We start from the raw sequence: 13,251 nt of genomic DNA, 5'->3' as shown, positions 1-13,251 counted from the left end.
AGCTGGCGGCACGATCGCAACCACCCCTCCTGGAGTTTTCCCATGCGCCTGCCGATCCCCTACCGCCCCGAAACCGACGTCGTCGCCCACCGTCTCGCCGTCCTCGAAGGCGCGCTCGACTGGCACCAGGCCGCCGTGCATGCGGCGCCCTGGGTCCAGGCCGTGCGGAACAACCCGCCGCCCTTCTGGGCGATGGAAAGCCTGCTGCGCGAATACCCGATCTCCAGCGCCGAAGGCCTGGCGCTGATGCGGCTGGCCGAGGCGCTGCTGCGTGTGCCCGACGCCGAAACCGCGATCGCGCTGACCGCCGACCAGCTCGGCCGGGCCGACTTCGACGGCGCGGCCGACTCCACGCTGGCGCGGCTGTCGTCCTCGGCCATCGCGCTGTCCAAGCGCTTCCTGCCCGAGAGCGACCATCCCCCCGGCCTGCTGGCGCGCCTGGGCTCGCGCACCGTGGTGGCCGCGACGCTGCGCGCGGTGCAACTGCTGGGCCGTCAGTTCGTGCTCGGCCAGACCATCCGCGAAGCCATGGGCGAGGCGCGCAGCGCGCAGAAGAAGCAGCCGGCGCTGTGCTTCAGCTACGACATGCTGGGCGAGGGCGCCCGCACCGAGGCCGACGCGCAGCGCTACCTGCAGAGCTACGCCGACGCGATCCGCGCCATCGGCTCCCAGTCGGACGCCGCGCGCGCGCCCGAGCACAACGACGGCATCTCGATCAAGCTGAGCGCCCTGCATCCGCGCTACGAAGACGCGCAACGCGAGCGCGTGATGGGCGAGCTGGTGCCGCGCGTGTGGCAGCTCTGCGCACTGGCGGCCGACGCCAACCTCAACCTCACGATCGACGCGGAGGAGGTCGACCGGCTCGAACTTTCGCTGGAGGTCTTCGAGGCGCTGGCGGCGCGGATCGCAGCCGAGAAGCCGCAATGGCGCGGCTTCGGCCTGGCGATGCAGGCGTATCAGACGCGCGCACTCGAACTCATCGACGAGGTCGTGGCCATTGCGCGCCGCCACGGGCTGCGGCTGATGTGCCGCCTGGTCAAGGGCGCCTACTGGGACGCCGAGATCAAGCGCGCGCAGGAACTCGGCCTGCCGCACTATCCCGTGTTCACGCACAAGCACCACAGCGACGTGAGCTACCTCGCCTGCGCGCGCGCCATGCTGGCCGCGCCCGATGCGATCTACCCGCAATTCGCCACGCACAACGCCGGAACCATCGCCGCGATCCTGCAGATGGCCGGCTCGCAAGGGTTCGAGTTGCAGCGCCTGCACGGCATGGGCGAGGGCGTGTACCGCGAGGTCATGAAGGCGACGACCGCGCATGTGCGCGTCTATGCACCGGTCGGGCAGCACAAGGACCTGCTGGCCTACCTTGTGCGCCGGCTGCTGGAGAACGGCGCCAACTCCTCCTTCGTGAACCAGCTCGGCGACGACGGCGTGCCGGTCGACCAGTTGCTGGCCTCGCCGCTGCATGCGTCGGCGGTGTCGTCGCTGCCTTTGCCGCCGTTGCTTTACGGGGCGGCACCGGTGCGGCGCAACAGCGAAGGCCTCGACCTGGCCGTGGCCACGATGCGCGCGCCGTTGCTGGCGGCGTTGGCGAACACGCCCGTGCCCGTGGTGCCGCTGTTCGATGCAGCGCGCGCCGAGCACGTCGTGGCCTTGTCGATGCGTGCGTTGCCGGCATGGCGCGGCACGCCCGTCGCCCAGCGCGCGGCCCGGTTGCGCCACGCGGCCGATGCGTTGCAGGCGGAACTCCCGCGCTTCTGCGCGCTGCTGGTGAAGGAGGCCTTCAAAACCTGGGGCGACGCCATCGCCGAGGTGCGGGAGGCCGTCGACTTCCTGCGCTACTACGCCGACGAGGCCGAGCGGATCATGCAGCCGGTGGCGTTGCCAGGACCGACGGGTGAATCGAACGAACTGCGCCTCGTCGCGCGTGGACCGTGGGTTTGCATCAGCCCCTGGAACTTCCCGCTGGCGATCTTCATGGGCCAGGTCGCGGCCGCGCTCGCCACCGGCAACACGGTGCTGGCCAAGCCGGCGGAACAGACGCCGGGCGTCGCGCTCGAAGCCGTCAAGCTGCTGCACGCGGCTGGTGTGCCCGCCGATGCACTGCAACTGCTGCACGGCCCGGGTGAGACGGTCGGCGCCGCGCTGGTCGCCGCACCCGGCGTGGCCGGTGTCGTCTTCACCGGCTCGACCCAGGTGGCGAAGATCATCCACCGTGCCCTGGCCGCGAAGGACGGCCCGATCGTCCCGCTCATCGCCGAGACCGGCGGCATCAACGCGATGGTGGTCGACTCGAGCGCGCTGCCCGAGCAGGTGATCGATGCCGTGGTGCAGAGCGCCTTCCGCTCGGCCGGCCAGCGCTGTTCGGCGTTGCGCCTGCTGTGCGTGCACGAAGGCATCGCCGATGGCGTGATCGAGATGATCGGCGGTGCGGTGGCCGAACTGGCCGGCGGCGACCCGGCGCTGCTGGCCACCGATGTCGGCCCGCTGATCGACGCCGAGGCCTTCGACAACGTGGCGCGCGCCATCGACGCGCTGGCGGTGCACGGCCGGCCGATCGTCGCGTCGCCGGTGGCGGCGCCAGGGACAGCACCCATGCCGAACTTCATCGCACCCCAGGCCTTCGAGGTGCCATCGGTCGAGCACGTGCGCAACGAAATCTTCGGCCCGGTGCTGCAGATCGTGCGCTGGTCGGGCGACCCGGTCGCGGTGGTCGAGCGCATCAATGCACTCGGCTACGGCCTGACCTTCGGCATCCAGACGCGCATCGACTCGCGTGCGCTGGCCATGGCCGCGCAGGCGCACATCGGCAACGTCTACGTCAACCGCAACACCATCGGGGCGGTGGTCGGGGTGCAGCCCTTCGGCGGCGAAGGGCTCAGCGGCACCGGGCCGAAGGCGGGCGGCCCGCACTACCTCTACCGCTTCTGCGCCGAACAGACGCTGACCATCAACACCGCGGCGGCCGGCGGCAACGCGGCGCTGCTCGCCGCCACGCACTGACATCCTGCCTGCGCGACGCGCAGATCGGTTCCCTGGGCCCGGCCCTGTGGCGTTTCCGCCGCAGGCCGGGCTCAGTGCTTTCCCTGAAAGTAATCTCATATCAATTGAAGAGTGCACTATGCAATTCATTGGCATGGGGTTTGCGTACACTGAATCCAAGCAGTCGCGGGCCGCATGGCCCTCACCCAAATGGTGCAAAGATGACCTTGAACGAACAGCTGATCGATCTCCTCGGGTCCGGCGCGGTCCTCACGACGGACGACGACGTGGCCGGTTTCACCGAGGACTGGCGCGGTCGCTACCGCGGCCCGGCGGCGTGCGTGGTGCAGCCGTCGAGCACGGCGCAGGTCGCCGCTGTCGTGCGCCTGTGCGTGGCGCACGGCGTGCCCGTGCTGCCGCAAGGCGGCAACACCAGCCTCTGCGGTGGCGCGGTGCCGGGCACCGAAGGCGTGGCGCCGGTCATCGTGAACCTCGCCCGCATGCGGCGCGTGCGCAACGTCGATGCGGCCAACAACTCCATGGAAGTCGAGGCCGGCTGCGTGCTGGCCGCCGTGCAGGAGGCCGCGGCCGCGCAGGGGCGCCTGTACCCGATCAGCCTGGGCGCCGAGGGCTCCTGCCAGATCGGCGGCACCATCGCGACCAATGCCGGCGGCACCGGCGTGCTGCGCTACGGCAACACGCGCGACAACGTGCTGGGCCTCGAAGTGGTGCTGCCCGATGGCACCGTCTGGGACGGGCTCTACACCCTGCGCAAGAACAACACGGGCATCGACCTGAAGCACCTGTTCATCGGCGCCGAAGGCACGATGGGCATCGTCACGGCGGCCACGCTCAAGCTGCATCCGCTGCCGACCTCGCACGCCGTCGCCTGGGTGGCGCCGCGCACGCCGGCGGCGGCGCTGCAACTGTTGGGCATGTTCCAGTCGGCCTGCGGCGCCAGCCTCTCGGCCTTCGAGATGATCGATGCGAACCAGTTGCGCATCGTCATCGAGCAACTGCCCAGCCGGCGTAACCCGCTGTCGGCATTGCATCCGTGGCATGTGCTCATCGAGCTGTCCGACACCAGCGCGCAGGAGGCGCTGCAGGCCACGCTCGAACAGGTGCTCGGGCAGGCGGCCGAACAGGAACTGCTGTTCGACGGGGTGCTGGCCAGCAGCGGCGCGCAGCGCGCGGCGATGTGGGAGATCCGGCACAGCGTCTCCGAAGCCAACAAGAAGGCCGGCGTGGGCCTGACCACCGACAGCGCCGTGCCGGTGTCGTCGGTGCCCGCGTTCATCGAGCGTGCGACCGCCGCAGTGCACGCCATCGTGCCCGGCCTTCCGATCGTCATCGTGGCACACCTGGGTGACGGCAACGTGCACTTCATCCCCTTCTTCACCTTCGCCGAATGGGAGGCCGTGGCCGACCCCGAGGCGATGGCCCAGCGCATCCGCCACAGCGTGAACGACGTGGCGCACAGCCTGCACGGCACCTTCAGCGCGGAGCATGGCGTCGGCCGCACGCTGCTGAACGAGATGGCGCACTACAAGTCGCCGGTCGAGCTCGGCCTGATGCGCCGCATGAAGCAGGCGATCGACCCGCAGAACCTGTTCAACCCGGGCCGCCTGGTGCCCGAGGCGCCGCCGCCCCGTGCCCCCTGATTCCCGTCCCCGTCCCTGCTTCCCTTTCTTTCACCGAAGGAGTTCGTCATGCACACCCTGCCCCCCAGCAAACCGTCCCGTCGCAACGCCCTGAAAGCGGCTGCGAGCGGCATCGTCGCCCTTGCCGCGCCCACGATCTGGACGCCGGCACGCGCCGCCAGCAAGCGCATCGTGGTGCGTGACGACGGCGGCATCTACAGCCAGGCCTACGCGGCCGCGTTCTACAAGCCCTTCACCGCCAAGACCGGCATCGAGGTCGTGCCGGTGCAGGCCAATGCCGAGCCCACCGCGCAGATCAAGAGCATGGTCGAGACCGGCAACTACACCTGGGACATGGCGAAGATCAGCCAGCCGGCGATCCTCATCCTGACCAGCGGCCCCAAGGTCTACCTGGAGAAGCACGGTGTCGAATCCGACCCGAACGTCGCGAAAATCCCGGCGCAGTACATGTCGCCCTATGGCGTGGGCACCAATGTGTACAGCACCGTGCTGGCCTACCGCAACGCGGCGTTCAAGGGCCGCAAGGCGCCCAATTCGTGGGCCGACTTCTGGAACACGAAGGACTTCCCCGGCCGCCGCTCGCTGCGCAAGCACCCCTTCGACACCATCGAGGAAGCCCTGATGGCCGACGGCGTGGCGCCCGGCCAGGTCTACCCGGCCAACCTCGACCGTGCCTTCGCCAGCCTGGACAAGGTCAAGTCGAAGGTCGACGTCTGGTGGAACTCCGGCGCACAGGTCGAGCAGATGCTGATGTCGAACGAGGTCGACATGGTCGCCACCTGGGTGTCGCGGCCGCAGCAGGCCATCGGCAAGGGCGCCGACGTGACGATCGTCTGGAACCAGAACCTCTGGGGCGTCGACAACTGGTCGATCCTCGCGGGCACGCCCAACGCCGACGCCTGCCGCGAGTTCATCCGCTTCGCGTCCGACCCGAAGCGCCAGGCGGTGCAGGCCGAGTTCTTCGCCGCCGGCTTCACGCAGCCCGAGGCCTTCAACTACGTGAAGCCCGAGATCGCGAAGAACAGCCCGACCAGCCCCGAGAACATGAAGAGCGGCGTGCAGATCAACGCGCGCTACTGGCTCGACAACCAGGCCGCCGTCATCGAGCGCTTCAACGGCTGGGTGCTGGCCTGACCATTTCGCATCGATCGTTCTTCTAGTCCACACCATGCCTTCGTCCAATCTGACCATCTCCGGCCTGTGCAAGCGCTACGGCGACGTCACCGCCCTCGCGCCCACCGACCTGGAGGTCGCCAACGGCGAGTTCCTCACGCTGCTCGGGCCGTCGGGTTCCGGCAAGACGACGTTGCTGAGCCTGATCGCCGGGCTCTCGCAGCCCGACAGCGGGACGATGTTGATCAATGGTGTCGACGTGACCTACGGCGCGCCGTACGAGCGCGACATCGGCATGGTGTTCCAGAACTACGCGCTCTTCCCCCACATGACGGTGGAAGACAACATCGCCTTCCCGCTGAAGATGCGCGGCGTGAAGCCGGCAGAGGCGCGCAAGCAGGCGCAGGAGGCGCTGGAGATGGTGCGCCTGCCGCACGTGGCACAGCGCTTTCCGAAGGAGCTCTCGGGCGGGCAGCAGCAGCGCATCGCGCTGGCGCGATGCATGGTGTATCGGCCAGCCATCATCCTGATGGACGAGCCGCTCGGCGCGCTCGACAAGAAGCTGCGTGACCACATGCAGATGGAGATCAAGCGCATCCACCGCGAGCTGGGCACGACCATCGTCTACGTCACGCACGACCAGGAAGAGGCGATGACCATGTCCGACCGCATCTGCCTGATGAACGGCGGCTGCATCGAGCAACTCGGCACGCCGGCCGACCTGTACTTCCGCCCGCGCACGCTCTTCGTGGCCGACTTCCTCGGCGAGTCGAACCTGTTCGAGGCGACCGTCACCGGCACGAACGCTGACGTTGTGCAGGTGACGCTCGACGGCGGCCGCGTGCAGGCGGGTGCCGCCGTGCACGGCCCCTTGCCGGCGCCAGGCCACAAGGTGCGGGTGCTGGTGCGGCCGCAGAACCTGGGCGTGCAGCACGCCGTGCCCGATGTGCCTGCGCTGTCGGCGCAGGTGCTCGACGTGATGATTACCGGCAGCCTCACCAAGCTGTACCTGCAGGCGCCCTTCGCCGGCGAGGCGCCGATCACCGTCGCCTTCCCGACTTCGCAGCAGAGCACCCGCTACCGCGTCGGTGAAACGCTTTCTCTGCACTGGCAGGCGGCCGACGCGGTCGCCATCGCGGAGTAGGCGATGTCCTCGGCTGTTCATCCCGTCGCTTCCAGGCGTCCCGCCGGGCGCGCGCTGCGCCGCAACCTGCTGCTGGCGGCGCCGATGCTGCTCCTGCTGCTGGCGCTGCTCGTCTACCCGGTGGCGCAGCTGCTGCTCCTGAGCTTCTACAAGGACGGCGCGCTGAGCCTCGCGTCGTACCGGCAACTCTTCGCGTCGTCGGTGTACCTCAACGTGCTGCTGATCACACTGAAGATCTCGCTCTGGACCACCTTCTTCTCGGTGCTCGCCGGCTACCCGGTGGCCTACCTCATCTCGTCGTTGCCGCAGCAGAAGAAGGGGCGGCTGCTGTTCTGGGTGCTGCTGTCGTTCTGGAGCAGTTTCCTGGTGCGCGCCTTCGCCTGGATCGTGCTGCTGGGCCGCAACGGCGTGGTCAACCAGCTGCTGCTGGCACTGGGCATCGTCGATGCGCCGATGAGCCTGCTCTACAGCTTCGGCAGCACACTCGTCGGCATGGTGCATGCGCTGATGCCGCTGGCCGTGCTCACGATGCTCTCGGTGATGGAGAACATCGACCGCAACCTGCCGCGCGCCGCGCTCACGCTGGGCGCACGGCCGGGTTCCGCGTTCTGGCGCGTGTACTTCCCGCTCTCGCTGCCTGGCGTGGCCGCGGCCGCCATCATGGTGTTTGTCACCGCCATCGGCTTCTTCATCTTCCCGGCGCTCCTGGGCGGCCGCCGCGAAACCATGATCACGCAGATCATCATCGACCAGGTGCAGCAGACGCTGAACTGGGGCTTCGCCGGTGCGGTGTCTGTCGCCCTGCTGATCGTGGTGCTGGCCGTCTTCGCGCTCTACGACCGGCTGCTGGGCCTGTCGACGATGACGGGCAGCGCGTCGGACCGCGCCCGGCCGGTGGCGGCCTCGGGCTGGTCGCACGCGGCCGGCGAGGCGATCCTCACTGCACTGGGCAAGGCCAGCGATGCGCTCGCGCGCCTCGTGCCGCGCCGCCGCCGCGCGCACGCCAGCGAGCCGGGCCAGTCGCGCGGCATGCTGATGGTGGTGCTGGTGCTGCTTGGCTTTCTCAGCATCCCGACGGTGCTGATGATCCCGCTGTCCTTCGCCGGCAACTCGGGCCTCAACTGGCCGCCGCGCGGCTTCTCGCTGCAGTGGTACCAGCAGATGTTCGCGTCGCCGCTGTGGATGCAGGCGCTCACGCGCTCGCTGATCGTCGGCGCCGGTGCCGGCGTGCTGTCGATGCTCATCGGCACGCCGATGGCGTTCCTGTTGGCGCGTTCGCAGATGCGTGGCAAGTCGTTCCTGCTGGCCTTCGTGCTGTCGCCGATCATCGTGCCGCGCATGATCATCGCCGTCGGCATGTTCTACCTGTTCGCCAAGGTCGGCCTGGTCGGCACCTCGCTGGGGCTCATCCTCGGCCACACCGTGATCTCGGTGCCCTATGTGGTGATGACCATGATGGCCGTGCTGCGCAACTACGACACGCGGCTCGACCTGGCCGCGCAAAGCCTCGGTGCACGGCCGCTGCAGACGCTGCGCTACGTGACCTTCCCGATCCTGATGGCGGGCCTGATGTCGTCCTTCCTGTTCGCCTTCGCGACCTCGTTCGACGAACTCACCATCTCGCTGTTCGCCTCGGGAGGCCTGAACTCGACGCTGCCCAAGCAGTTCTGGGACGAGGTCACGCTGCAGATCTCGCCGGTCATCGCGGCCGTCTCGACCTGTCTCTTCGTCTTCGTCGCCGTGCTCATCGGCGTGGCCGACCGGTTGCGGCGACGCAGCCTGGCCCGCTGAACGCTTTCTCTTCTCTCTCGACACTCCTCAAGGATCTCCCATGGACGCGACCCGTCTGCGCGGCGTACTGCCCGCCATCCCCACCCCCGTCCACGCCGACGACAGCATCGATGTCGCGGCCACGCGCACGCTGATCGCCTACCTGCTCCAGCAGGGCATCGACGGCCTGGTGCCGCTCGGCGGCACCGGCGAATACGGCGCGCTGTCGCGTGCCGAGCGCGCCAGGATGGCGGCACTGTGCGTGGAGGCGGTGGGCGGCCGCGTGCCGGTGGTGCCGGGCGTGCTCGACCCGGGCTACCACGACGCGATGGATTCGGGCCGCGCCTTCGCCGATGCCGGCGTCGATGCGCTGATGGTCGTGACGCCCTACTACACCAACCCCACGCAGGCGGGCGTGCGCGACTACTTCCTGCGCTTCGCCGATGAGTCGCCGCTGCCGATCCTGATCTACGAGATCCCGTACCGCACGCGCGTCGCGATCCAGCCCGAAGTGCTGCACGAACTGTCGCGGCACGAACGCATCATCGGCATGAAGGCCTGCAACACGGACATGTACCACTTCCTGCGCGTGGTGGCGGGCGTGGACCCGAGCTTTGCAGTGCTGAGCGGCGAAGACTCGCTGTTCCCGCTGCATCTCGCCGCCGGCGCGCGCGGCGGCATCGTCGTGACGGCGACCATGCTGCCGCGGGCCTGGCGTGCCATCTACGAACTGGCTGTCGCCGGGCGCACCGCGGAAGCGCTGGCCGCGCACCGCGCCCTGATCCCGCTGATGGACATGGCCTTCGCCGAAACCAACCCGGGCCCGATGAAGTCGGTGATGGACCTGATCGGCGTCGATGCGCCGGGCATGCTCGCGCCGCTGGTGGCGCCGGCTGCGGACCTCCAGGCGCGCCTGCGCGTCGAGGTCGCGCGGCAGCTCGCGCGCACCGAAGGCCTGGGCTGAACGGCTGAGAGGCGCCCGGTGCTGCCCGCCGTCAAGGACTACCGCGCGCTGGCGCGTCGCCGCCTGTCGCGCTTCGCTTTCGACTACCTCGACGGCGGTGCGGAGGACGGGGGCACGTTGTCGCGCAACCGCGCCGCGTACGAGCAACTGATCTTCCAGCCCCGCGTGTTGCAGGACGTGACCCGCATCGACCCCTCGGTGCAGGTGTTCGGCCAGACGCTCGCGATGCCGGCGGTGGTCGGGCCGACGGGGTTGAACGGCCTCTACTGGCCGCGCGCGGAAGAGGTGCTGGCCCGCGCAGCCCATGCGGCGGGCCTGCCCTTCGCGATGTCGACCGCGTCGACCTCGCTGCTCGAGAGCGTCCGCGAAGCGACCGATGGCGAGCTATGGCTGCAGCTCTATGTCCAGCAGGACCGCCGCATCGCGGAAGACATGATGCGGCGCGCGCGCGGCCTCGGCTTCACGACGCTGATGCTCACCGTCGACACCATGGTCCACGGCAAGCGCGACCATGACGTGCGCAACGGCTTCCGCATGCCGCTGCGCGTGACGCCGAAGCTGCTGCTCGACCTGGCCACGCACCCGCGCTGGTGCGCCCGCATGCTGCGCCAGGGCGGCTCGCCCCAGCTGGTCAACCTCGCGCGCAGCGCGGGTGTGAAGGCCGAGCTGCAGGCGCAGGCCGCCGCCATGAGCCGTCAGATGGACATGTCGCTCGACTGGTCCGCGGTGGCGTGGCTGCGCAAGCATTGGGAAGGCCCGGTGCTGCTCAAGGGCGTGCTGTCGACGGACGATGCCCGCACCGCGCGGCGCCATGGCGTCGACGGCGTGATCCTGTCCAACCACGGTGGACGGCAGCTCGAGAGCGCGCCGAGTCCGCTGGAAATCCTGCCCGAGGTGGTCGACGCCGTCGGCAGCGGGCTCGATGTCCTCGTCGACGGCGGCATCCGCCGCGGCAGCGACATCGCCAAGGCCCGTGCCCTGGGTGCCAAGGCGGTGCTGCTCGGGCGTGCGCCGCTCTACGGCCTGGCGGCGCAGGGGCCGCAGGGCGTGGCCGACGTGCTGCAGATGTTGCGCGACGAGTTCGAGATCACGCTGCGCCTGCTCGGCGTGCCGCGTGCGGCCGACCTCGACACCGACGCGCTCTCGGCGGACCACCGGGCGCGGCTCGCGCGGCTGTAGCCCGACGTGCGTTGCCCCGCGTTCTAACCGGCATACGCGCCGAACTTCGCCTTCGAGATCGAGGTCGCGGCCACCTGCACATGGGGCGCCAGCTCCTTCTCGACGCGGGCCACGGTCCAGCGCGTGGTCGGCACCGAGATGTTGATGGCCGCCACCGCCAATCCGCGGTGGTCGGTGATCGGTGCGGCGACGGAGATGTCGCCGAGCACGTTTTCGTTGGCCATGACCGCATAGCCCTTCTCGGCCATCGATTGCACCCGCGCCAGCAGCCGCTGGGGGTCGATCTCGGTGAAGGGCGTGATCTGCACCAGCGGCGTGCGCTCCAGGATCGCCACCCGCTCCTCGTACGAGAAGCGCGTCAGGATGGCGTTGCCCGACGCGGTGAAATAGGCCGGCAGCCGCGCGCCCACATTGAAGTCGATGTTCACCAGATGCTGGCCGTGGAAGCGCGCCACGAACACGATGTCGATGCCGTCGAGCTCATGCAGGTTGGCCGTCTCGCCCAGCGTGCGGCTGATCTCCAGCAGGTAGGGCGAGGCCTTGTCGATCAGTTCGTTGGCGCGCAGGTAGTTGTACGACAGCTGCAGCACCTTGGCGGTCAAGCCGTAGTGGCGCGACTCGGGGATGCGGCGCAGGTAGCCCAGCTGTTCGAGCGTGTAGACCACGCGTTGCGTCGCGCTGCGGTCCAACTCGGCGGCGCGCGCGATGTCGGCCAGCGTCATGTGACGCTGCGAGCCGTTGAAGGCCTGCAGCACCTGGAACGATTTTTCGGTCGATCCGATGAACAGCGAGGAGGTCCGGGGCGCCTTCTTGGCGGCAGGGGCGGCGCTGGCGTCGTCGGATCGGGGCGGCACTCGGGCGCCTGGAGTCGCTGGCATGTGGTGGTCCAAAGGTCCCGGGTTCGCGGTGCGTGCCGCCAAAGCCGCAGCGGGGGAAAAACGAGTTTAGCCGAGAGCGCCGACCGGCGGCACGTGACGACTTGTGCATAGAGGCGCCCGAGCGGCGCATAACCCTTGGCACGGCGCCGGGCGGCGGCTATCGTCCGTCCAGTCCATCCACCGAGGGGTCTTCCATGAGCGAGAAACTGTCCTTTGTCCATCCCACGCCCAACAGTCCGTGGGGCACCTACCTGCAGCAAGTCGACCGCGTGGTGCCGTACCTGGGCGACCTGGCCAAGTGGGCCGAGACGCTCAAGCGGCCCAAGCGCGCGCTGATCGTCGACGTGCCGATCGAGATGGACGACGGCCGCATCGCGCATTACGAGGGCTACCGCGTGCAGCACAACATGAGCCGCGGCCCGGGCAAGGGCGGCGTGCGCTTCCATCCCGACGTCACGCTGGAAGAAGTGATGGCGTTGTCGGCCTGGATGACGGTCAAGACCGCGGCAGTGAACCTGCCCTACGGCGGCGCCAAGGGCGGCATCCGCGTCGACCCGAAGAAGCTGTCGCAGAAAGAGCTGGAGAAGGTCACGCGCCGCTACACCAGCGAGATCGGCATCATCATCGGCCCGCACACCGACATCCCGGCGCCCGACGTGAACACCAACGGCCAGATCATGGCCTGGATGATGGACACCTATTCGATGAACACCGGCGGCACGTCCACCGGCGTCGTCACCGGCAAGCCGCTGCACCTGGGCGGCTCGCTCGGCCGCGTCAAGGCCACCGGTCGCGGCGTGTTCGTCACCGGGCGCGAGGCGGCGCGCCGGCTCGGCCTCGACCTGCGCGGCGCACGCATCGCGGTGCAGGGCTTCGGCAACGTGGGCTCGGTCGCGGCCGAGCTCTTCGCCGAAGCGGGCGCGAAGATCGTCGCGGTGCAGGACCACACCGGCACGGTCGTCAACGAGCACGGGCTGGACCTCGAGACGCTCATCCCGATCTCGCGCACGCCGGCCGGTGCGGCCGGCTTCGAAGGTGGCGACAAGGTCCCGAACGAGCAGTTCTGGGACGTCGCCTGCGACATCCTCATTCCTGCGGCGCTCGAAGGCCAGATCACGGCGGAGCGCGCCAAGAAGACCCATGCCAAGCTGGTGCTGGAAGGGGCCAACGGCCCGACCGTGCCCGAGGCCGACGACATCCTGGCCGAACGCGGCGTGCTGGTGGTGCCCGACGTGATCTGCAACGCCGGCGGCGTGACGGTGAGCTACTTCGAATGGGTGCAGGACTTCTCGTCCTTCTTCTGGGACGAGGACGAGATCAACGTGCGCCTGGACCGCATCATGATGAATGCGCTCAACCACATCTGGGACACGGCCGACAAGCACAAGATCACGCTGCGCACCGCCACCTACGCGGTGGCCTGCGAGCGCATCCTGATGGCGCGCCAGGAACGCGGCCTGTATCCCTGAACGCCGTCGCGCGCGCGGTCGCGGGAACATCGGGCGGCGAAACGGCTCTGACCGCGGGCCGGCCTTCACCGGGTAGCATTCCACGCCG

Annotated in this window: 9 protein-coding genes; 8 read left to right on the top strand and 1 reads right to left on the bottom strand. The window is 69.0% G+C overall.

The window, feature by feature from the left end:
* The first annotated feature begins 42 nt into the window (after positions 1-42).
* The 7 genes from ACSFA2_RS12775 (at position 43) to ACSFA2_RS12745 (ending at position 10,816) form a co-directional block, all read left to right on the top strand.
* Entirely contained in the window at positions 43-3,006 is a 2,964-nt protein-coding gene (locus tag ACSFA2_RS12775; RefSeq protein ID WP_435455696.1) for an L-glutamate gamma-semialdehyde dehydrogenase, read from the top strand.
* Between the two features lie 200 nt (positions 3,007-3,206).
* A complete protein-coding gene (locus ACSFA2_RS12770; RefSeq protein WP_435455695.1) occupies positions 3,207-4,646 on the top strand; it encodes an FAD-binding oxidoreductase in 1,440 nt (479 codons plus the stop codon).
* A gap of 48 nt (positions 4,647-4,694) precedes the next feature.
* Positions 4,695-5,780 carry an ABC transporter substrate-binding protein gene (locus ACSFA2_RS12765; RefSeq protein ID WP_435455694.1) on the top strand — a complete coding sequence of 362 codons (1,086 nt, stop codon included), beginning with the start codon at positions 4,695-4,697 and terminating at the stop codon, positions 5,778-5,780.
* Positions 5,781-5,814: 34 nt separating this feature from the next.
* Positions 5,815-6,903: an ABC transporter ATP-binding protein gene (locus tag ACSFA2_RS12760; RefSeq protein WP_435455693.1), complete on the top strand. Its 1,089-nt coding sequence runs from the start codon at positions 5,815-5,817 to the stop codon at positions 6,901-6,903.
* Positions 6,904-6,906: 3 nt separating this feature from the next.
* Entirely contained in the window at positions 6,907-8,694 is a 1,788-nt protein-coding gene (locus ACSFA2_RS12755) for an ABC transporter permease subunit (RefSeq protein WP_435455692.1), read from the top strand.
* Between the two features lie 40 nt (positions 8,695-8,734).
* Complete coding sequence (gene dapA, locus ACSFA2_RS12750; protein ID WP_435455691.1) at positions 8,735-9,637, top strand: 4-hydroxy-tetrahydrodipicolinate synthase; 903 nt, start codon at positions 8,735-8,737, stop codon at positions 9,635-9,637.
* Positions 9,638-9,655: 18 nt separating this feature from the next.
* Positions 9,656-10,816 (top strand): alpha-hydroxy acid oxidase, encoded by a 1,161-nt coding sequence (locus ACSFA2_RS12745; protein WP_435455690.1) that lies wholly within the window; start codon positions 9,656-9,658, stop codon positions 10,814-10,816.
* A gap of 23 nt (positions 10,817-10,839) precedes the next feature.
* Here ACSFA2_RS12745 and ACSFA2_RS12740 read toward each other — a convergent pair whose 3' ends face one another.
* Positions 10,840-11,694, bottom strand: a complete 855-nt coding sequence (locus tag ACSFA2_RS12740; protein WP_435455689.1) for an IclR family transcriptional regulator — start codon at positions 11,692-11,694, stop codon at positions 10,840-10,842.
* Between the two features lie 194 nt (positions 11,695-11,888).
* On the opposite strand from ACSFA2_RS12740, the gene ACSFA2_RS12735 reads away from it, so the two are divergent.
* Entirely contained in the window at positions 11,889-13,163 is a 1,275-nt protein-coding gene (locus tag ACSFA2_RS12735) for a Glu/Leu/Phe/Val family dehydrogenase (protein WP_435455688.1), read from the top strand.
* The last annotated feature ends 88 nt before the right edge of the window (positions 13,164-13,251 follow it).

The sequence above is a fragment of the Variovorax cryoconiti genome (genome assembly GCF_051216395.1).
GTDB lineage: Bacteria > Pseudomonadota > Gammaproteobacteria > Burkholderiales > Burkholderiaceae_C > Variovorax.
This window is presented reverse-complemented; position numbering and strand designations above follow the sequence as displayed.